This window comes from Massilimicrobiota sp. SW1139, from assembly GCF_012027715.1.
In the GTDB taxonomy this organism is placed as follows: Bacteria; Bacillota_I; Bacilli_A; order Erysipelotrichales; family Coprobacillaceae; genus Allocoprobacillus; species Allocoprobacillus merdigallinarum.
In genome coordinates this window covers 21,215-41,039 of the sequence record NZ_SJOR01000018.1, presented here as the reverse complement: position 1 = coordinate 41,039, position 19,825 = coordinate 21,215, and the positions used below count along the sequence as shown (strand labels likewise).

Genomic DNA, 19,825 nt, shown 5'->3' with positions numbered 1-19,825 from the left:
GTTTTTTTATTCTATCATAGATGACAATTATTTTTAACTCATAAACCCTTTTATTTTCTACAAACAAAGAAAAGCAATCCTAAGACTGCTTCTTTAAAAAGTTTTGAATACATTGTTGTGTTTCGTCACTAATAATATGTTCAATACGACAAGCATCTTCTTCGGCCTGTTTAGCACTCACACCAATAGAAACAAGGAACTCTGTCAAAATCTGATGACGACCATACACTTTTTCTGCAATACGACGTCCTTCATCAGTAAAATCAATATATCCCTTATCATCTACAACAATCAATTGAGATTCTTTTAAAAGTTTAATTGCACGTGATACACTTGGTTTAGAAAAATCCATAGTATGTGCAATATCAATAGAACGAACATATTCATTTTGATTCTTTAAGATTAATATCGTTTCTAAATACATTTCACCTGATTCATGCAAGTCCATTTTTGTCACCTCATATCAATTTATATCATTATAGCACAACTCATCAGCCTAATGCTACATCTAATATCATCATGATGACAAAACCAATCGCAAAGCCAATCGTCGCAATATTTGAATGTGTTCCTTGTGAACCTTCAGGAATCAGCTCTTCTACAACGACATATGCCATTGCGCCAGCAGCAAACGATAAAAGATAAGGCAAGATTGGCACAAAAAACTGTGACAGGACAATCGTTAATATAGCGCCCATAGGTTCAACAATCCCAGATAACATCCCATACAGAAAAGCTTTTCCTTTAGACACTCCTTCACTTTTTAACGGCATAGAAATAATAGCCCCTTCTGGAAAATTCTGTATCGCAATACCCAATGATAAGGCAATAGCCCCAGCAATAGAAACATCGCTATTGCCCATCAAGGCTCCTGCAAAAACAACTCCAACTGCCATCCCTTCAGGAAAATTATGCATTGTGACTGCTAAAATTAACATTGTTGTACGTTGCAAGTGAGATTTCTTTCCTTCTACCTGATGATCCAAATGCATATGTGGAATAGTACGATCTAAAAATAATAGAAAGAAAATTCCCAATAAAAAACCAACTGCCGCAGGTATAAAAGACAATTTTCCTAAACTTGCTGACATATCTAAAGCCGGAATCAAAAGTGACCAGACTGAAGCCGCAATCATCACTCCAGAAGCAAATCCCAGCAGAACTTTTTGAACACGATTATCCATTTTTTGTTTCATAAAGAAAACACAGGCTGCACCTAATGTTGTCCCAATAAATGGTATCATAATACCAATCAAAACAGATGTATTCATGTTTTAACACCTCTTTTCTTTAGGCATTATCTTACTATATATCATTTTATCTTTCAAAATATATGATAAAAATATGATGCCTGATGACATCATATTGAATCTTTATAAGAAATCTTGACATGAAACTAATAAATCAATCTTTTGCCATTGTGTCTTTTCATCAATACAATTTCCTTCTTCAACTGATGCAAAACCACACTGAGGTGATAAGGCAATATTTTGACCTACTATCTTCTTAGCTTCTAAATAACGTTTTTTTATTTCATCATGACTTTCTAAACGCGGATTCTTCGTAGAAATCAATCCTGCCACAAAAGTCACATCTGTTCCTTTTAATCTTGCCCATGGTTCAAAACTTCCAGATCTTTCATCATCATACTCTACAAAAAAAGCATCATATGGAATTTGACATATAATAGGCGCTACTGTATCATAAAATCCTGAAAATAAAGGATATCCTTTGAAATTTCCTTTACAAAAATGATTAGCAATAACCATATCATGTGGTTTATTTTCTAACGCTTTTGTAGAAACTATTCTAAACCACTCTAAAATCTCAGCCTTTTTATATCCTAAATCATTAACCTTTTTAAGGAATGCTTCATCAATCATATATGTCCATGATGTATCATCAATTTGTAAATAACGACATCCATGATTATATAAATCTAAAATAGCATTCTGATATGCAACAGCAATATCATTAATAATTGCTTCCATATCATGACCATAATATGGCGTCTCCTTTATCCCTAATTGTAAAAAATGGTCAACAAAAATCATATTAGGACCTGATATACATTTTTTAGCTGTAATCCCAGGATATTTTTGAGCCAATTGATATAAATAATCCCATGCTTCAATCTCTGCATGTTGACGTTGACAATCATAACTGATTTTTCCTTCAACCATCCCTAATTCAATGTGATGAACACTTCCATTACGTTCTTTTTGTAAATGACGAGTTGTAAAACCATCAAATTCCTTCAACCAATCAAGATGCCACCAGCGACGTCGAAACTCACCATCAGTTACAACTTTCAAACCATGCTGTACTTCTTTTTCTACAAGTTTAGCAATTTCCTCATTTTCAATCTTTCTTAATTGTTCTAACTGTATTTTACCTTCTGCATACTGTTGACGTGCTTCTTTAATTTCCTGTGGTCTTAAAAACGAACCCACAATATCATATTTCCATTTTATCATACAATTTACCCTCTTTCTTTTTTCTATTATAAACAATGGAAGATCTATTGTATAATATAGAAAAATAATGTTTGTTATAGTTTAAAACTATAACAAACATAAATGCACAGGAGGAATTCTTATGACATTACAACAACTCAAATATGTCACAATGGTCGCAAAAAAAAGATCAATTAATGAAGCAGCAAAAGCTTTGTTCATCTCTCAACCAAGTCTAACGAACGCCATCAAAGAACTGGAAAAAGAAATGAATATTACAATTTTCCATAGAACAAATAAAGGTATTATCGTTTCACATGATGGGGAGATTTTTTTAGCTTATGCCAGACAAGTTATAGAACAAGCTGCATTATTAGAAGAAAAGTTTTTGAACAAAAAAGAACATCGTCCACAATTTTCTGTATCATGTCAGCACTACTCATTTGCGGTCAATGCCTTTGTTGATTTTATAAACCAATATGGCGAAAAACAATATGATTTTACACTTAGAGAAACACAGACACATGAAATTATCGAAGATATTGCTCACCTCAAAAGCGAGATTGGAATCTTATACTTATGCAAAGAAAATGAAAAAGTTATATCCCATTTATTACATAGAAATAACTTATGCTTTACAGAAATGCTTTGCACAAAACCTCATGTTTTTATTTCTTCTAAACATCCTTTATCAAATAAAAAGATACTTACATTGGATGATTTAGATTCATATCCGTATCTATCTTTCGAACAAGGCGAATATAACTCATTTTATTTTTCCGAAGAAATATTAAGTACATTAGATAGAAAGAAAAACATCAAAGTAACAGATCGTGCAACACTTTTCAATCTTGTGATTGGTTTAAATGGCTACACAGTGAGTTCTGGAATTATTGACCATGAATTAAATGGTGAAAACATTATTTCAAAACCTTTAGATATTGACGAATATATGAAAATAGGTTACATCACTCACAAAAACATTCCAATCACGCATTATGCTAAAGATTATATTTCTTATTTAAAAAAACATATTTCATTTTCTATATAAAAAATCTTGGGAATACAATGTACTCCCAAGAAGTTTCTAAATTATTTAGTTAATTCAGCGAAATATTTAATAGTTCTAACCATGTTAGAAGTATAAGAATTTTCGTTGTCATACCAAGCAACAGTTTGAACTTCAGTAGTTCCGTTATCTAATGCTTTAACCATAGTTTGAGTTGCATCAAATAATGAACCATAAGTCATTCCAATAATATCTGAAGATACTAATTGTTCTTCAGTGTATCCAAATGATGGAGTTACAGCTGCTTTCATAGCTTCGTTAACTTGTTCTACAGTAACTTCACCTTCAACAACTGAAGTTAAGATAGTTGTAGATCCAGTAGGAACTGGTACACGTTGAGCTGAACCAATTAATTTTCCATTTAATTCAGGGATAACTAAACCGATAGCTTTTGCAGCTCCAGTTGAGTTAGGCACGATATTAACTGCAGCAGCACGTGCTCTTCTTAAGTCACCTTTTCTATGAGGTCCATCTAATACCATTTGGTCACCAGTATAAGCATGTACTGTTAACATGATACCAGATTTGATTGGTGCTAATTTGTTTAATGCGTTAGCCATAGGTGCTAAACAGTTAGTTGTACAAGATGCAGCTGAAATAATTGTATCATCAGCAGTTAATGTTCCTTCGTTTACACCAAATACTACAGTTGGTAAATCATTTCCAGCTGGTGCAGAAATAACAACTTTTTTAGCTCCTGCATCAATATGAGCTTGAGATTTAGCTTTAGAAGTATAGAAACCTGTACATTCTAATACTACATCTACTCCTAATTCTCCCCAAGGTAATTTAGAAGCATCTGCTTCTTTGTAGATTTCGATTTCTTTTCCATCTACTACGATTGAAGATTCTTTAGCTTCTACTGTATCAGCTAAAGCATATTTACCTTGAGCTGAATCATATTTTAATAAGTGTGCTAACATTTTAGGATCTGTTAAGTCATTGATTGCAACAACTTCATATCCTTCAGCTCCAAACATTTGTCTAAATGCTAGACGTCCGATACGTCCAAAACCGTTAATTGCTACTTTTACTGCCATTTTTATGACATCCTCCTTACTAATAATTTATGTCTATATTATAGTCCACAAACCCAAAGAAATCAATAAAAGTTGTGCGCTTTATATAATTTTTTTCACAAGAATGAAAATCTTTTCTCGTTTTTTAACTTCGCTTAACTCAATATTAACGCAAGAAAAAATCAATTTTCTATGAATAATCCAACACAAATTTCTCTATAATGAATTATGGAGGTACACTTATGCATTTTATACCCACTGTGATATTAAAAAAGAATTCTAAAGAATATGCTTATGATATTTTCTCAAGATTATTAGAAGATCGCATTATTATGCTCTGTGGTGAAATTAATGATGAGATGGCAAGCTCCATTGTCAGTCAGCTTCTCTATCTTGAATCATTGGACAGTCAGGCTGATATTGATATGTATATTCATTCTCCAGGTGGCAGTGTTTCCGCTGGTTTAGCTATCTTCGATACGATGAATTTTGTAAAATGTGATGTCTCAACCATCAGTATTGGTCTTTCAGCCAGTATGGGTGCTTTTTTATTAGCTGCTGGCAAAAAAGGAAAACGCTATGCATTAGAAAATAGTGAAATTATGATTCATCAGCCTCTAGGTGGAGCACAAGGTCAAGCCAGTGATATTGAAATTTCTACCCGTCATATATTAAAACAAAAAGAAAAGCTCAATCGCTTATTAGCTCAAATGACCAATCAACCCTTACGTCGTATTAAAAAAGATACTGATCGTGACTATTTTATGAATGCCTATGATGCATTAGATTATGGATTAATTGATGAAGTATTAAAAAACAATCAAGGTGAAACACTTTGATTGTTTTTTAGTATAACTTGTAATTGCCCATCTTCTAGATTTAAACTTTCAATAGGTAAATCAATCTCATATTGAATCTGGTTATCTTTCCAAATGATATGTGAGTCTTGTAAAAAAGACTTCAGAAAACTCATAATAGGAAACTGTAAAAATAAATATTCAACCTTGCCTTGAATATTTTCAAATACAAAGTGCTGATTTTCATATTTCAAATTGAACTCACACAAAACATCAACATGATATTGATTATACAAAACAACTGATGTCAACAAGAGATGATCTTCTTTTATTTTCAAATTCATTTCCTGTAAAACAACATCATACTTTTTTAAAACTGACTGTAAAATAAAGGATAATCCTATTTGCATTTCTGCTTCATTTAAAATCACCATATCACCCATATATTATATGTATAGCGTGATCAAATATGTCATCGTTCTAAAACAGGATACTTTTCAAAAATATCAAAAGCATCAAAATATTGATTTTCCATTGGAATCCAGCGATGAATAAACTGATCTATTTTTTCTGGATTCCTTTTGAATAAACGTTCTTTTTGCATAAGTGGCGAAATCTTCAAAACAACTCCATGCGTATAATAACGTTGTAAAGAAGGATGTAACGCATAGCTACCTTCTATAATGTTAAAGGGTGAATAAGGTATTTCCTGAACTGTTTGAAATGACATCGTCTGACAGTCAAAAGGCTGATAAAAAACAGATTGTTGTAAAGATAAAGGTTTTAAGACCGTTTCTAAAAAGCGTTCATAATGCACATTACCACCAGGTTGCTGCAACCTTTGTGGTGTACGCATTTCTAATGGCAAAAAGAAATCATCCATATGAAAAACATGCGCATGCCATTTTTCTTGTAAACTTTGAGCCAAAGTTGTTTTACCACTGCCACTCATCCCATCAATAGCAAGTAAAAATGATGATTGCTTTGATAAATCATCCATCAGTTCATCCATTCTCATTTAAGCTTCTCCTTCTTGATTTTGACTTTTCACTAAAATAAAAGTCGATAATAAAACAAGTATACATCCTATCACTTTCAATAATGTTAATCCTTCATTCAACCATAAAACACCAACAACAATACTTGTGATAGGCTCTAAAGTTGATAAAATAGCTGTTAAAGATGCACCTAGACAATAAATACCTTTTTGCAGTAAAACAACGCCAATCAAAGATGTCAGCACAGCAACAACAGCTGATAAAATATATGCTTCTATTGGCATGATATGGATACGTCCCAGTACCATGGCTAAAATCAGTATCACGATCGTATTCATAACGACCAGATAAAAATTAAAAACATAGGGACTCATATAACGAATCGAAGAATGATCCATACCCACCATATAATAAGCAAAGAAAACACCTGATAAAATTGCTAATAAAGCACCTAATAAAGAAGATGCAGATGAATCCATAAAACAGAAAATACCTAGGATGGCTAAAACAAGACATAAAATCTGTTGCTTGTTGAGTTTTTGATGATAAAACAAAAAATTCATACAGCATACAAACAATGGATATAAAAAGTGTAGAACCGTTGCACTTCCTACCCCTATATATTCATAAGATGAATACAATAAGACAATTGTCAATGTATTTCCAAAAAAGCCTACTTTGAAAACATCTAAAAGCTGCTGACGATTCAGTCGTAATGATTTTCCCTGATAAAGAACAATAAATAAAAATAACGGCAAGACAAATAAATGCCTTAAAAAAGCCAATTGTATACCATTATTCCCCATTGCATATGTCATTTTCCCAATAGCTGGTGTTACTCCAAAAAGAATAGTGGCAATCATTGTAAAAATAATACCTTTACGTTTAGTATTCATTAAAAAACTCCTTAATTCTTTGACGATCATGTGTATATGTTAATGCCAACATTAATAAAACTCTGGCTTTTTGTGGTGTTAAAGTATTTCCTGGTATACAACAATGATGAGGATCAAACACTTCATCATCAAAGACAATACCTTGTGACACTCTTGAACAACGGACAAAAATAATGCCCTGTTTTGATAAATCTTCAATCGCATGTAACCAGTCCTGACTATAATTCCCACTTCCTGATCCTGTTAATATAATTCCTTGATGATTTAAAGCTAATGAATAGAGAATTTCATGACTTGCACCCGCATAAAAATAAGCAATTCCTACTGCTGGTAAGTCATTATAATTTTGGCTAGAAAAAAGAGATTGAAGAGTATGTTTTTTAAATGTTTTTGAAAAGAAATGAACTTCATGGTCTTGCATATAACCCAAACATCCAAATGCCTTTTGTTCAAAAGCATCCACCTTAAAATTATTGACTTTTTGGATATCTCTACCCGAATATATCGTACTCGAAAAAAGCCCCATGACACCTTGATTATAGGCTTCATCATCAGCTGCCAGACAAACAGCCTGATATAAATTATAAGGCCCATCAGCACTGGTTGCTGTGGCAGGACGCATAGCCCCTGTCACAACAACTGGTTTAGATGTATGTAATGTCAAATTCAAAAAATAAGCCGTTTCATCTAAAGTATCTGTTCCATGGGTCACCACAATACCATCAATATCATCACGTTCAACCAGTTCATTAATCTGACGTGACAACATAATCCATCTTTGTGGTGTCATCTCATTACTATCTACATTCATTAATTGATATTCTTTAATATGTGCAACTTGATTTAACATAGGAATAGATTCAATAATTTCATTAACATCCATTTCTCCTGCATGGTAGGCTACAGCTTTTCCTATCTGTCCTCTCCCAGCAATCGTTCCACCAGTTGCGACAATTGCAATTGTTTTCATATATTCTCTCACCCACAGGACATTCTATCATTTTATGATTGATGAAACAATAAAAAAACCACCTGTTTGGTGGCTATTCTATCTCTTGAAGTAAATAATTCTCATCTAAAAGTGGTTTAAAATTCAAACAAGTTTCACGACTTGTTTTTTGAGATATTTCTGACAATAAGATAGGTGTATACTCATCATTTAAGACTGTGTGAGGATTATCTTGAATGAGATGTAAAATAATCTTTAAATCTCCATCTTCAATTACAATATCATGACGATAACAAAGATTCTGTAAAATCTTTAAAGTCATCTGTTGTAGACGATGGTTCAAGCGATATAAATTCATCATAAGCTCTCCTCCTTTTTGAGTATATTACGAAATTCTTATATACTTTTCTTATTTAAATATATTATAATAGATTTAAAATATGTATACAATGTACACATATTCATGATTTATACAATATTAGACACATTGGTTCAAACTGTCCAATATTGAAGGAGGGGATTTGAATGAGAACTGAATATCGTAACGCAACACGTTCAAAATTATTAATAAAAAAAGCTTTTATTGATCTTTTAAAAGAAAAACCTGCCAGCAAAGTGACAGTCACTGATATTATTCATGAAGCCAATATTAGTCGTGGGACATTCTATGCCCATTATTTAGATACAAAGGATTTACTAGAAAGTTTTCAGCGTGAATTCATTGAACAGATTTTATATTTTACACGTAAAAATCATAAGCTGACATTAGTTGAACAGCTCAATACATTATTAATGAAAATTTTAGATATTTTAAAAAATGACTATGAAACATATTGTATTTTATCTAATCAGGATTTTACATTTGAATTTTATAATGAAATGAGAGATGCAATGATTCAAGAATTACAACAGGAGTTTTCTCTTTCTCCAGAGACCAAAAGAAGACTTCATATATTCATTGGTGGTTTTATGATGTTATTAAGAGAATGGCTTCAAAATGAAAATTTTGAATCTATGGAAGAATATGCCCACACAATGTCTGATCTCATTCTTCATAATTTATAGGGGGGGTTATGAATAATCAGTTAACACATGGTTCTATTACTAAATCATTAATTTTCTTTGCGATACCGATGATTATTGGGAATCTTCTTCAACAGTTCTATAATGTCGCAGATACCTTCATTGTTGGACAGTTTCTTGGTTCCAATGCTTTAGCTGCTGTAGGATCTTCTTTTACTTTAATGACCTTTTTAACATCTGTTATTCTAGGGTTATGTATGGGAAGTGGAATCTTATTTTCAATGTATTATGGTGGTCAACAAATAGATAAAATGAAAACTTCTTTTTTTATTTCTTTTATTGGCATTATGATTTTTACAGTCATTCTAGAAATATTATGTCTCATTTTTATTCATCCTATTTTACATTTTATGAATATTCCCCAAGATATCTATCAACAAAGTTATGATTACTTATTTATCATCTTTATCGGTTTCTTTTTTACTTTTCTTTATAATTATTTTGCTTCTTTATTAAGAGCATTAGGAAATTCTAAAGTGCCTCTTTATTTTCTTGCGATTGCAACCATCATCAATATTATTTTAGACGTTTATTTCATTGTCTCTTTTCATATGGGAGTCAGTGGTGCTGCCCTTGCGACAATTATTGCGCAAGCGGTGAGTGGTTTTGGTATTATGATTTATGTTTTCATCAAACAAAAAGATTTATTACCAACACGTCAACACTGCTATTTTGATAAAGACATTATCAAAAAGATTAAAGATTATTCATTATTAACATGCATCCAACAATCTGTTATGAACTTTGGTATTTTGATGATTCAGGGATTAGTCAATAGTTTTGGTGTCATCACTATGTCTGCTTTTGCGGCAGCTGTGAAGATTGATTCTTTTGCCTACATGCCTGTACAGGATTTTGGCAATGCCTTTTCAACCTTCATCGCTCAAAATCAAGGTGCCAATCTGCCAGAACGTATCCACAAAGGACTCAAATCAGCTGTCCTGATTTCTGGTATCTTCTGTATTTTCATTTCTTTAATTGTCTATATTTTTGCACCTACACTCATGCTGATTTTCATTCATCCCGAAGAAGTTGAAATTATTCGTCAAGGTGTTGAATACTTACAGATTGAAGGTATGTGTTATTTAGGAATTGGATGCTTATTTTTACTCTATGGCTATTATCGTGGTGTTGGAAAGCCTGGCATTTCTGTTGTTTTAACAATTGCCTCTTTAGGAACAAGAGTCGCTTTGGCTTATGCCTTCGCTCCAATATTAGGGACTGTTGCGATATGGTGGGCTATTCCTATTGGCTGGTTCTTAGCTGATACTATTGGTATTATTTATGGTATAAAAAAAGAAAACTGGACAAAACCAAGTAGATAAGATCAAACGCTTATCTACTTTTTTGAAATAAATATTCCATAAAACAATTCTATTTTATCAAATGATTTAACAAAAAATTCACAATTTTTATCAACGAATAGTATATAATGTTGTTATAGGAGGAAAGGATTATGATATTAATAATAGTAGGTATTCTCATTGTTGTTTTGGTATTATATGTGATTGTCTCATATAATGCCCTAGTAAGAGAAAAAAATAAAGTGAAAACAAATTGGGCACAAATTGATGTTGTCTTAAAAAGACGTGCTGATTTGATTCCTAATTTAGTTGAAACTGTCAAAGGTTATGCTAAACATGAAAAGGAAACTTTGGATAGTGTTATGGAAGCCAGAAACACATATATGAATGCTTCTATTCCAAGTGAACAAATGGAAGCAGCGGGAGAATTAACACAGGCCTTAAATAAGATTATGGCTATTAGTGAAGCTTATCCTGATTTAAAGGCGAACACAAACTTTGTCAGTTTACAAAACGAATTGACACAAACTGAAGATAAAATCAGTTTTGCTAGACAATTCTATAATGATTCCGTTTATAGTTATACAAATAAGTTAGAGATGTTCCCTTCTAGCATAATTGCCAGTCTGTTTCATTTTGAAAGATTTGATTACTTTGAAATCAATGAAAATGATAAAGAGATTCCTGAGGTGAAATTTTAATATGAAAAAGAAAATATGTCTGATATTTTCTTTACTACTCATTCTCATACCATCGTTATCTTCTTTGGTTTATGGAGCTGATGCCAATTTAAATGACATCTCTATCCATACAACTTTAAATAATGATGGAAGTGCACATGTGCAGGAAATTTGGGATATCAATATTGAAGAGGGAACAGAAATTTATAAAGTTTTTGATAATATGGGTGATTCTCATATATCGAATTTTAATGTTGTTGATGATCAAGGCAAGCGTTATCAAAATATTGGTGAATGGGATGTTGATCTTGACAAAGAAGACAAAGATGGCAAATGTGGGATGATTCAAGATGGTGATCGTTATGAACTCTGCTTTGGTATTGGTGAATATGGACGAAGAACCTATACTTTTGAATATGATATAGCCAATTTTGTCCAACAATATCAGGATACTCAAGGATTTAACTATGCTTTCTTTTCAGAAATGGAGTTAGAACCTCAACATGTCAAGATTACCGTTTCATCTTCACATGATTTCAACAAAAACAATGCGAAAATCTGGGCTTTTGGATATCAGGGTGTTGTCTATTTTGATCATGGTGATGTCATTATGGAAACACAAAGTGCTGTACCTGAAGGTGCTAAGATGCAATTATTGATGCAAATTGATAATGAAACATTTACAAACGCTCATGTTAATGATCAATCTTTTCAAAAGATATTAGAAGATGCGATTGATGGCAGTGAATATGAAGACGAATTTTATGATCAGGGAGATTATTACAACTCTTTCATGTATAAAGATAATACTGCGATGATTATCGCTATTGTCTTTGCAGTGATAGGATTGATTGGTGCAGTTGTCGTCGTATTGATTGTGGCTTATACAAGAGGTCGTGTTGATTTTCAATTCAACGATCATATTCCATTAAATCATGAACCACCAATGTTTAGAGATATTCCTTGTCAAAAAGATGTATTTCAATTCTATTACTATGCTAAAAAAGTAGGTTTGATTACTGATCAAGATCGTGATGGCCTGATTGCTGCTATTCTATTAAGATGGATTAAAGAAAACTATATTGAATTTCAAAAAGAAGAAGTCAAACAATTCCTCTTCTTTAAAAAAGATGGTTATTCAATAGATTTAGATAACGATATTCCTATTACACATCCATTAGAGAAAAAGTTATTTCAATTTTTCAGACAGGCAGCTGGTTCTAATCAGGTCTTAGAAACAGATGAGTTTGAATCATGGTGCAAAGAAAATTATGAAAAAATTGATGAATGGTTTGAAAGTATTGATGAATATATTGAAAATGAATTAAGAGATCAGCATTTATTAACATTAGAAACAACATATACATCATTTTTAAAAATCAGATTCTCACATAGCACTGATACTTATGATGCATCTATTAGAGAAGAAATGGAACATATCATAGGTTTAAAAACTTTCTTAGAGGAAATGAGCCTGATTGATGAAAAAGAAGTCATTGAAGTCAAGTTATGGGAAGAATATCTCATCTTTGCTTCTATTTTACAGATTGCCGATAAAGTTCAGGAACAATTAGGAAGATTATGTCCAACCTTCAATGAACAATCACAATTAGATACGATTTATACAATGCATATGGTTCATATGTTCTCACACAACAGTATGAAAGCTTCACATGATGCTTCTATAGCTGCAAGTGGTGGTGGCGGTTCATCATCATTTACAGGAGGCGGAGGTGGCTTCTCTGGTGGTGGCGGAGGCGGTGTCCGCTAAAATGAAAACATGACTTTTGAAGTCATGTTTTTTCATTTTCTAGTCATAAATGTGTTCTTTAACGTCTAGCGTAAACTTCTATTCAATCACAATCTCAGCATAATAAGCTTTTTCATCATAGTCACTGCCACCACGAAAATCCTGTATTTCCTTACCAATGCGATATTCTCCTTGCGGTAATGTCCCATAAAGGTCACTCCATTGAATATCCCATTGTGTTAAGTTTTGCATTTTAATGGTATAAGACAAATCTTGCCAAATAGGTTTTTCTGGTGTTGAAAGTTCCTGCCACTTTCCATCTATCTTTTCTTCAATCCAGTATTTTTCACCTGTTTGAAGTTCACCTGTGATCTCTCCACCATTTTGGCTACAAATCAATGTTAAGCCTGTATTGCTGACATCTGTTGTGGACAAAGCAATTCCCCAGCTATCATCAGTTTGAATCAATTCAACAGTTGACTGATCGTCTTTAGCTGTTTCATCGGCTTGCTGACACCCTACTAATAAACATGTTAATAAAGTCAAAGCCGCAATTCTTTTTGTTTTCATAAAACCCTCCTATTTAAATACACATGTTGCTGCAATTGCTTTTTGCCACTGCTTATAATATTGTAAAGCTTCTTGTTGATTCATGATTGGATGATATACTTGAGCAAATTGATGATTTTTCTTGATATCATCCTGACTTTTATAAAAACCTATAGCTAAACCAGCTAAATACGCTGCTCCAAGAGCTGTTGTTTCTTTAACTTGTGGCTGTAATATATCAATATTAAGCATATCACTTTGAAACTGCATTAAAAATGCATTACTTGTCGCTCCTCCATCTACTGATAGACTTTTTAAAGAAATATGTGCTTCCTGTTTCATCACTTCGATCACATCACAACTCTGATAAGCGATAGACTCTAAAGCTGCACGCACAATATGATTTCTTGAAGTTCCTCGTGTTAAGCCAAAGATTGTTCCTCTAACATCATTTTCCCAATAGGGCGTGCCTAAGCCAACAAATGCTGGGATGAGATACACACCTTCATTATTCTTTAAAGATTGAGCCATAGCTTCTGTTTCTCCAACATTTTGTATTAAATGAAGACCATCTCTTAACCATTGCATAACACTTCCACCAATGAAAACAGACCCTTCTAAAGCATAAGTGATTTGTCCATGAAGTCCCCATGCAATTGTTGTCAATAAACCATTATTTGATGTTACAGGCGTATGACCAGTATTCATTAAAATAAAGCATCCTGTTCCATAAGTATTTTTGATATCTCCTGATTGAAAACAAGTATGTCCAAATAATGATGCCTGTTGATCACCTGCAACTCCACAGATAGGTGCTCTAAAATGCAATCCACTCATTTGCGTTTCATCACTGTATCCATATATACATGAAGATTCTTTCACCTCTGGTAACATACTGCTAGGAATATCAAATAACGCTAATAAATCATCATCCCATTTTAAATCATGAATATTATATAACATTGTTCTTGAAGCATTGGTATAATCTGTCGCATGTACCTTTCCACCAGTCAATTTCCAGATCAACCATGTATCAATCGTTCCAAATAATAACTGATCCTTATGTTCATAATCAATATGATCCAATATCCATTTGATTTTGCTGGCACTAAAATATGGATTAATAATTAATCCTGTTTTTTCTTGAATCATAGGACTATAACCTTTTTCAATCAATTCATCACAAATATCCTGCGATTGACGTGATTGCCAGACAATGGCATGATAAACAGGTTCTCCTGTTGTTTTATCCCATACGACCGTTGTTTCTCTTTGATTGGTTATTCCAATAGCTTTAATCTGTGAAGACTGAATATTATCAATCGTAAACAATGCCTGAACCACTTCTACGACTGAGTTCCATATCTCTTTAGCATCGTGTTCTACCCATCCTGGATGTGGAAAATATTGTTTAAATTCTCTTTGTTGCATATGACATAAATGTCCATGTTGATCAAATAAAATAGCTCTGGTACTTGTTGTTCCCTGATCAATTGCTAAAATATATTCTTTCATAAATACCCTCCTCACTCTATTATAACAAGTCTGTAAATAAAAAACGACTGATTCCATATCAATCGTTTCAAATTTACTAATTCCATATCAATATTTTTTTATTTAATTGACATCTCCCATTTTTACACAATGAAGTATTTTAATTACAAGTGGTTTGAATAATAAATATAAGATATATCCAATCATACCTCCTGTCACATTTGTTATTATATCAGTTATATCTGATGATCTTACACCATTTATGAATGGTTGTAAGATTTCTATACCTAAACTTAATAGAAAAGTATAGAAAATAACTTTTAATAAATTTATCTTTTTCTCTCTTACTAATGGTAATAAAAATCCAAAAGGAATGGTCATAACTATATTTAATACTACCTGTCTGATAAAATCGCCTCTTCCACTTGCTACATCAACAAACGGAACTAAGTTCATCAATTCATAAGGATGATTAAATATAAATGGTAAAGATACTAATATAGGCATTAAAGTCAGATATAATACAAAAGATAAGTATATATACATTATCGTATTTATAAATAATATATCTTTTCCTTGTACTTTCCATTTTCTATAAAACACAAAAATATATATGAAAAACAAAACAATAAAATCAAATAGTTCTCTCATGTACATCTCCTTTATATCTCATCCATTTGAGCATAATCTTTTGTTGATTTCCAATAATTTATTTCCACTGATTTTCATTTATATTAAACATGTATTTACAAACTTTATGAGTTCATTCATGCATTATGCTATTTACCTTTCTAAAACTATACATCTATTAACAGAACTTTATTTTTTTCATTTATAGCTTCTTCCCTTTTTTATTACTAGCTAAATGACATTTTCAACTTGAAGTGACTGAATATATTTTACTTTAATCATACTTCTCCACAAATGAACTCACAATGAAAAGTCATCTAAATAATTACATTTCTAAAATGTAAAATAAGATAAAAAGATTATCTCATTTACTAATCTAATGATATCAAAAGGAAGTGAAATCAACTCACTTCCTTGTATTTATCTATCTTTTTATGTGAAAACTGATTACTTTTCCAATCTATCATAGTTTTTAAATTAGTTTCTAATTACATTTTTTTCTCAAGCATAGTACTGATAGTAATTAAAATGATAGGCTGAACTGTAATAATTGTTCCAGTGATAATTGCTGGAATGACATAATCTAAGCAAATAAATATGACAGTTGCTAAACCCAATAATACAGTATTAACCATGTTTGTCACATTTCCTGCTTTCTCTTTAATCAAAATATTACGTTCGTCCATAACGCTAATTTTGTAATCAGTATCATTTTTCATCATTTTATTATGTAAAATTTGAACATGAGAAATACCAAAAACCGCACTAAATAAAATTGCAAGACCAATATCTACCATTTTTGAAAAATCAGTAAAAAGAATGATAAGAATTAACAATAATGAAATCATATAACCAACATACCAAATCTTCTTATTCTTTTTCATTTTCAATCTCCTCCTCATAAATGAAAATATCTTCAATGCTCATATGAAAATATCGCGCAATTTTAAAGGCTAATATGATTGATGGATTATATCGTCCATTCTCTAAAGAACCTATTGTTTGCCTAGAAACCTCAACAGCAATTGCCAAATCTTCTTGCTTTATGCCTTTTTCCTTTCTTAATTCTTCTATTCTATTTTTCAGAACAATCACCCCATTACGGAAAGTTTACTTTCCATTCTTCCCATTTTATTTTAAAATATACAATCATTTATGTCAAGTAAGCTTTCCATTTATTTATTTCTTTTTACCTTCTCCTTTCATCATTTTATTTTTCTAGGTGTCATTATTTCAAGTGATTATAGTCTTATACATAATTATAAATGAAATCTAATGATATAAAAAAAGAACAATCTATTGAAATTGTTCCTTTTTAACACGTTTTAAAATCTCAATTGCAACAAGTCCTGTTAAAATTCCTGTTGGAATAGATGTGACAAGTAATGGTAAAACATAAACCATGATACCTGCAAATGAAAATATAAAAGCAACAACAGCGACTTGTCCAATATTATGAAAGATAGCTGACACAATAGATGTAGAAACCATTGGTAGTTTTACAAATTTATAAATAATAGCTAAAGCTAAACTGCTTAAAAAAACACCACCACAACTAATAAAGAATGGATTCTGCATAAAAATACCTGTTAATAAACTAGAAACCAGAACTCTAAATATATTCACAATAAACATTTCTTTAATACCATAAAGATGAATAACGACTAAAGAAATAATATTAGCTAGCCCTAGCTTTGCACCAACTGGCAAAGGAACAGGAATTGCTGCTTCTACTGTATGTAAGACAATCGCAATCGCACTTAACAGGGCTAAATAAACCATTTTTCTTGTTTTTTTATGATTCATACTGCACTCCTTTTTTGTATATAATCTAAAGCAATCTGCTTTAAAGTTTGATATTGTTTATTCACTTTAAAATCTACAGGATTTAAACGTTGAAATGAGCGTTCAACCCAATGGTTGTCTTGAATATATTGAATACTTTCTTGAAAATACAAATCAAAAATAAAAGCAATATAAGATAACCACATATCAATATGTGTGTGTCGATCAGGCGCATAAATCAACTGTTGATGTGAAAACTGTTGATAAATTTTTTCAGAAATCTGCTCATGATTCACCTCATCTAAAGATACATATAATATATTCTCTATTTTTTCTTCTTCTTTTACTCTAAAATTATCTAATTTATCTGCATCTCTTATTAAATGAATAAATAATAATGTTTTCTCATCAAAACCATCTTCTACCTGATAACGATTATGCTGTTCAATAGCGTGCTTAATGATATCATCATATTGATCATCCTCAATAAACTCTCTAATAAGCCCTTCATCAAACAGCAACTGACTAGAAAACAAGGCATGATCAATTGTTTTATGATCAGCAAAGCTTTGATATCTCATCCATTGTTCAAAACGTCCAATATCATGAAGCAAAGCAATGAGTGAAGCTAAATCACTATCTTCTTTTGACAAATGGAGCTTATGACACAAATATTCACTACACTCCATAACTTTATAAGTATGAATGATTTTTAAACGAATAGATGGAATCGTGGAATCATAATGACTGATATATTTTTGAAAAGCCCTTTGAGCCTTTAGTAAATCAATCATGATGAATCACCTCCAAAAGTTTCTGTAAATCTTCTACCTCCATTTGACCTGGGGCAGACGCTTGATTCACACTGGCAAATGTCATGGCAGAACCTGTTAATTCTCCGACAATTCTTGAAATTTTCCCGATTGATCCCATAGACATTGTGACAATAGGTCGAGAAAGTCTGTGTGACATCTCCATTGTTATATTTAATAAGTCAATCACATCTTGATAACGATGTGGCATAACAGCTATTTTACATAGATCTGCACCGAGAATTTCCATATTCTCTAAATATTGTTTCATTTCCTGAATCTTTGGTGTCTGTTCAAAATCATGATATGACATCAGAACTTTCACATGATTTTGATGTGCTATATCAACCATTTGACAAACCAATACATTGCCACTCATCAATTCTACATCAATCATATCAATACATTGACTTTGACATGCTGTTTTGACAAGTGCAAGATATGCTTCATCACTTAATTGGATTTGTCCCCCTTCTCTAGCAGAACGATATGTCAATAATAGTGGTTTTTCAGTTTGATTTCTAATTTGCATCAGTAAATCCTGGACTTTTTGTAAATCATGAATATCCTGATAAAAATCAATACGTAATTCTATAATATCAAATAGATAGGACTGTAAAAACTGAATCTGTTTCAATATAGAAGATGTTGTTGTTTCTACAACAGGAATACAAACTTTAGGTTTTCCTTCACCTATCTTCAATTGTCGAACTTGACATACACTCATAATTTTCCTCCTGATGACATGCTTCTAGAAACAAAGAAATTTCTTTTACTGTTTCCTGAAATGCATCTCTTAATAAAAAATGATTGCCATGTTGAATAATTTTCACAATTCCATAAGGTAATGACTCCCCTATATGGTTTGTATCTTTTGCATCAATCATATCAAATTCTCCTGCTAAAACCAAAACAGGAACATGAATCTGTTGAAGCTGTTTATACTCAATTTGAGGCTGTGTTAACATTAATTTATATAATCGAAAAGTTAATCTGGCTTTCTTTTGATAAATAGAAAAAATAGCTAGACATATCATTTGTAAATAAAAAGTCAAACGATAAAATCTTTTGATATAGCGTGGTTTGGTATTCGCACCAATAGATATAATATGCTTTAAACGTGAATCCTGCATTCCCAGCATGAGTGAAACAATACCACCATCACTAAATCCTATCACATCGTATGCAGTAATGTTTAATTCATCCATAACAGCCATAACATCTTGACACATCTGCTGGTATGAGAGTTCACCTGCATGAACACTTCGCCCATGATAACGAGAATCTATACATATACATTGATATTGTTTTGATAAGAGATTGACTGCCTGATCAAAAATATGATGATCTTCGCCATTACCATGTAAAAATACTACAGGAAATCCCTGTCCAGTCACTTGATAATAAATGTCTTTCATTTTGGTTCACCTTTTTTATTATAATCATTTTTCCTGTTTGAGTAAAATACTTTCTTTTTAAATATATAAAATCCTGAAAACTCTATTTCAATAACATCATTAATAAAAAACAAATCACTTCAATGTGATTTGCTTT

At 31.8% G+C, this 19,825-nt stretch carries 24 protein-coding genes; 6 read left to right on the top strand and 18 right to left on the bottom strand.

What is annotated here, in order from left to right:
* Positions 1–79: 79 nt before the first annotated feature.
* The 3 genes from E0K96_RS09595 to E0K96_RS09585 all read right to left on the bottom strand — a co-directional run bounded on the left by E0K96_RS09595 (position 80) and on the right by E0K96_RS09585 (position 2,477).
* Entirely contained in the window at positions 80–448 is a 369-nt protein-coding gene (locus E0K96_RS09595) for a metal-dependent transcriptional regulator (protein WP_087296707.1), read from the bottom strand.
* A gap of 43 nt (positions 449–491) precedes the next feature.
* Complete coding sequence (locus E0K96_RS09590) at positions 492–1,271, bottom strand: ZIP family metal transporter (protein WP_087296706.1); 780 nt, start codon at positions 1,269–1,271, stop codon at positions 492–494.
* A gap of 102 nt (positions 1,272–1,373) precedes the next feature.
* Positions 1,374–2,477, bottom strand: coding sequence for a uroporphyrinogen decarboxylase/cobalamine-independent methonine synthase family protein (locus tag E0K96_RS09585; protein WP_168082818.1), 1,104 nt, complete (start codon positions 2,475–2,477; stop codon positions 1,374–1,376).
* A gap of 121 nt (positions 2,478–2,598) precedes the next feature.
* Here E0K96_RS09585 and E0K96_RS09580 point away from each other — a divergent pair, with 121 nt between their 5' ends.
* Positions 2,599–3,507: a LysR family transcriptional regulator gene (locus E0K96_RS09580; RefSeq protein ID WP_168082816.1), complete on the top strand. Its 909-nt coding sequence runs from the start codon at positions 2,599–2,601 to the stop codon at positions 3,505–3,507.
* A 41-nt stretch (positions 3,508–3,548) separates the two neighbouring features.
* Here the strand turns inward: E0K96_RS09580 and gap are convergent, their stop codons facing one another.
* The gene (gap, locus tag E0K96_RS09575; protein WP_087244524.1) at positions 3,549–4,565 is read right to left on the bottom strand and encodes a type I glyceraldehyde-3-phosphate dehydrogenase; all 1,017 of its coding nucleotides are present in this window, start codon (positions 4,563–4,565) and stop codon (positions 3,549–3,551) included.
* A 221-nt stretch (positions 4,566–4,786) separates the two neighbouring features.
* Between gap and E0K96_RS09570 the strand changes: the two genes are divergently transcribed.
* Complete coding sequence (locus tag E0K96_RS09570) at positions 4,787–5,383, top strand: ATP-dependent Clp protease proteolytic subunit (protein WP_087244523.1); 597 nt, start codon at positions 4,787–4,789, stop codon at positions 5,381–5,383.
* Here E0K96_RS09570 and E0K96_RS09565 read toward each other — a convergent pair.
* From E0K96_RS09565 to E0K96_RS09545, 5 genes are all read right to left on the bottom strand, one after another.
* On the bottom strand, positions 5,365–5,784 hold the full coding sequence (locus E0K96_RS09565; RefSeq protein ID WP_168082814.1) for a hypothetical protein: 420 nt from the start codon (positions 5,782–5,784) through the stop codon (positions 5,365–5,367). The two genes, E0K96_RS09570 and E0K96_RS09565, sit on opposite strands and share 19 nt — an antisense overlap.
* Before the next feature lie 29 nt (positions 5,785–5,813).
* Positions 5,814–6,359 carry a uridine kinase family protein gene (locus tag E0K96_RS09560; RefSeq protein WP_168082812.1) on the bottom strand — a complete coding sequence of 182 codons (546 nt, stop codon included), beginning with the start codon at positions 6,357–6,359 and terminating at the stop codon, positions 5,814–5,816.
* Positions 6,360–7,235, bottom strand: a complete 876-nt coding sequence (locus E0K96_RS09555; protein WP_168082810.1) for a DMT family transporter — start codon at positions 7,233–7,235, stop codon at positions 6,360–6,362.
* Entirely contained in the window at positions 7,225–8,205 is a 981-nt protein-coding gene (locus tag E0K96_RS09550; protein WP_168082808.1) for an asparaginase, read from the bottom strand. Before E0K96_RS09550 ends, E0K96_RS09555 begins: the two co-directional genes overlap by 11 nt.
* A 73-nt stretch (positions 8,206–8,278) precedes the next feature.
* Positions 8,279–8,545 carry a DUF2624 domain-containing protein gene (locus E0K96_RS09545; protein ID WP_168082806.1) on the bottom strand — a complete coding sequence of 89 codons (267 nt, stop codon included), beginning with the start codon at positions 8,543–8,545 and terminating at the stop codon, positions 8,279–8,281.
* A 164-nt stretch (positions 8,546–8,709) separates the two neighbouring features.
* Here E0K96_RS09545 and E0K96_RS09540 point away from each other — a divergent pair, with 164 nt between their 5' ends.
* The 4 genes from E0K96_RS09540 to E0K96_RS09525 all read left to right on the top strand — a co-directional run bounded on the left by E0K96_RS09540 (position 8,710) and on the right by E0K96_RS09525 (position 13,022).
* A complete protein-coding gene (locus tag E0K96_RS09540; protein WP_168082804.1) occupies positions 8,710–9,249 on the top strand; it encodes a TetR/AcrR family transcriptional regulator in 540 nt (179 codons plus the stop codon).
* A gap of 8 nt (positions 9,250–9,257) precedes the next feature.
* The gene (locus E0K96_RS09535; protein WP_168082802.1) at positions 9,258–10,592 is read left to right on the top strand and encodes an MATE family efflux transporter; all 1,335 of its coding nucleotides are present in this window, start codon (positions 9,258–9,260) and stop codon (positions 10,590–10,592) included.
* A 131-nt stretch (positions 10,593–10,723) separates the two neighbouring features.
* Positions 10,724–11,272, top strand: a complete 549-nt coding sequence (locus E0K96_RS09530) for a LemA family protein (RefSeq protein ID WP_168082800.1) — start codon at positions 10,724–10,726, stop codon at positions 11,270–11,272.
* A gap of 1 nt (position 11,273) precedes the next feature.
* Complete coding sequence (locus E0K96_RS09525; RefSeq protein WP_168082798.1) at positions 11,274–13,022, top strand: DUF2207 family protein; 1,749 nt, start codon at positions 11,274–11,276, stop codon at positions 13,020–13,022.
* Between the two features lie 78 nt (positions 13,023–13,100).
* On the opposite strand, the gene E0K96_RS09520 is transcribed toward E0K96_RS09525, so the two are convergent.
* The 9 genes from E0K96_RS09520 to E0K96_RS09480 form a co-directional block, all read right to left on the bottom strand.
* On the bottom strand, positions 13,101–13,571 hold the full coding sequence (locus E0K96_RS09520; RefSeq protein WP_168082796.1) for an immunoglobulin-like domain-containing protein: 471 nt from the start codon (positions 13,569–13,571) through the stop codon (positions 13,101–13,103).
* A gap of 9 nt (positions 13,572–13,580) precedes the next feature.
* Positions 13,581–15,065, bottom strand: a complete 1,485-nt coding sequence (gene glpK, locus E0K96_RS09515) for a glycerol kinase GlpK (RefSeq protein WP_168082794.1) — start codon at positions 15,063–15,065, stop codon at positions 13,581–13,583.
* A gap of 102 nt (positions 15,066–15,167) precedes the next feature.
* The gene (locus tag E0K96_RS09510; RefSeq protein ID WP_168082792.1) at positions 15,168–15,590 is read right to left on the bottom strand and encodes a VanZ family protein; all 423 of its coding nucleotides are present in this window, start codon (positions 15,588–15,590) and stop codon (positions 15,168–15,170) included.
* A gap of 572 nt (positions 15,591–16,162) precedes the next feature.
* Positions 16,163–16,558 (bottom strand): DUF2178 domain-containing protein, encoded by a 396-nt coding sequence (locus E0K96_RS09505; protein ID WP_087936021.1) that lies wholly within the window; start codon positions 16,556–16,558, stop codon positions 16,163–16,165.
* Entirely contained in the window at positions 16,545–16,769 is a 225-nt protein-coding gene (locus E0K96_RS09500; RefSeq protein ID WP_479684537.1) for a helix-turn-helix transcriptional regulator, read from the bottom strand. The genes E0K96_RS09505 and E0K96_RS09500 overlap by 14 nt, the downstream gene beginning before the upstream one ends.
* A gap of 201 nt (positions 16,770–16,970) precedes the next feature.
* The gene (locus E0K96_RS09495; RefSeq protein ID WP_168082790.1) at positions 16,971–17,480 is read right to left on the bottom strand and encodes a Gx transporter family protein; all 510 of its coding nucleotides are present in this window, start codon (positions 17,478–17,480) and stop codon (positions 16,971–16,973) included.
* A complete protein-coding gene (locus E0K96_RS09490; RefSeq protein ID WP_168082788.1) occupies positions 17,477–18,253 on the bottom strand; it encodes an HD domain-containing protein in 777 nt (258 codons plus the stop codon). Before E0K96_RS09490 ends, E0K96_RS09495 begins: the two co-directional genes overlap by 4 nt.
* Positions 18,246–18,998 carry a type I 3-dehydroquinate dehydratase gene (gene aroD / locus E0K96_RS09485; RefSeq protein ID WP_168082786.1) on the bottom strand — a complete coding sequence of 251 codons (753 nt, stop codon included), beginning with the start codon at positions 18,996–18,998 and terminating at the stop codon, positions 18,246–18,248. The genes E0K96_RS09490 and aroD overlap by 8 nt, the downstream gene beginning before the upstream one ends.
* Entirely contained in the window at positions 18,961–19,689 is a 729-nt protein-coding gene (locus E0K96_RS09480) for an alpha/beta fold hydrolase (protein WP_168082784.1), read from the bottom strand. The genes aroD and E0K96_RS09480 overlap by 38 nt, the downstream gene beginning before the upstream one ends.
* Positions 19,690–19,825 lie beyond the last annotated feature (136 nt).

Bases quoted from the DNA above. Each gene is read 5' to 3' on its own strand.
- E0K96_RS09595 (WP_087296707.1), bottom strand. From the start codon at position 448: ATGGACTTGCATGAATCAGGTGAAATGTATTTAGAAACGATATTAATC.
- E0K96_RS09590 (WP_087296706.1), bottom strand. From the start codon at position 1,271: ATGAATACATCTGTTTTGATTGGTATTATGATACCATTTATTGGGACA.
- E0K96_RS09585 (WP_168082818.1), bottom strand. From the start codon at position 2,477: ATGATAAAATGGAAATATGATATTGTGGGTTCGTTTTTAAGACCACAG.
- E0K96_RS09580 (WP_168082816.1), top strand. From the start codon at position 2,599: ATGACATTACAACAACTCAAATATGTCACAATGGTCGCAAAAAAAAGA.
- gap (WP_087244524.1), bottom strand. From the start codon at position 4,565: ATGGCAGTAAAAGTAGCAATTAACGGTTTTGGACGTATCGGACGTCTA.
- E0K96_RS09570 (WP_087244523.1), top strand. From the start codon at position 4,787: ATGCATTTTATACCCACTGTGATATTAAAAAAGAATTCTAAAGAATAT.
- E0K96_RS09565 (WP_168082814.1), bottom strand. From the start codon at position 5,784: ATGGGTGATATGGTGATTTTAAATGAAGCAGAAATGCAAATAGGATTA.
- E0K96_RS09560 (WP_168082812.1), bottom strand. From the start codon at position 6,359: ATGAGAATGGATGAACTGATGGATGATTTATCAAAGCAATCATCATTT.
- E0K96_RS09555 (WP_168082810.1), bottom strand. From the start codon at position 7,235: ATGAATACTAAACGTAAAGGTATTATTTTTACAATGATTGCCACTATT.
- E0K96_RS09550 (WP_168082808.1), bottom strand. From the start codon at position 8,205: ATGAAAACAATTGCAATTGTCGCAACTGGTGGAACGATTGCTGGGAGA.
- E0K96_RS09545 (WP_168082806.1), bottom strand. From the start codon at position 8,545: ATGATGAATTTATATCGCTTGAACCATCGTCTACAACAGATGACTTTA.
- E0K96_RS09540 (WP_168082804.1), top strand. From the start codon at position 8,710: ATGAGAACTGAATATCGTAACGCAACACGTTCAAAATTATTAATAAAA.
- E0K96_RS09535 (WP_168082802.1), top strand. From the start codon at position 9,258: ATGAATAATCAGTTAACACATGGTTCTATTACTAAATCATTAATTTTC.
- E0K96_RS09530 (WP_168082800.1), top strand. From the start codon at position 10,724: ATGATATTAATAATAGTAGGTATTCTCATTGTTGTTTTGGTATTATAT.
- E0K96_RS09525 (WP_168082798.1), top strand. From the start codon at position 11,274: ATGAAAAAGAAAATATGTCTGATATTTTCTTTACTACTCATTCTCATA.
- E0K96_RS09520 (WP_168082796.1), bottom strand. From the start codon at position 13,571: ATGAAAACAAAAAGAATTGCGGCTTTGACTTTATTAACATGTTTATTA.
- glpK (WP_168082794.1), bottom strand. From the start codon at position 15,065: ATGAAAGAATATATTTTAGCAATTGATCAGGGAACAACAAGTACCAGA.
- E0K96_RS09510 (WP_168082792.1), bottom strand. From the start codon at position 15,590: ATGTATATATACTTATCTTTTGTATTATATCTGACTTTAATGCCTATA.
- E0K96_RS09505 (WP_087936021.1), bottom strand. From the start codon at position 16,558: ATGAAAAAGAATAAGAAGATTTGGTATGTTGGTTATATGATTTCATTA.
- E0K96_RS09495 (WP_168082790.1), bottom strand. From the start codon at position 17,480: ATGAATCATAAAAAAACAAGAAAAATGGTTTATTTAGCCCTGTTAAGT.
- E0K96_RS09490 (WP_168082788.1), bottom strand. From the start codon at position 18,253: ATGATTGATTTACTAAAGGCTCAAAGGGCTTTTCAAAAATATATCAGT.
- aroD (WP_168082786.1), bottom strand. From the start codon at position 18,998: ATGAGTGTATGTCAAGTTCGACAATTGAAGATAGGTGAAGGAAAACCT.
- E0K96_RS09480 (WP_168082784.1), bottom strand. From the start codon at position 19,689: ATGAAAGACATTTATTATCAAGTGACTGGACAGGGATTTCCTGTAGTA.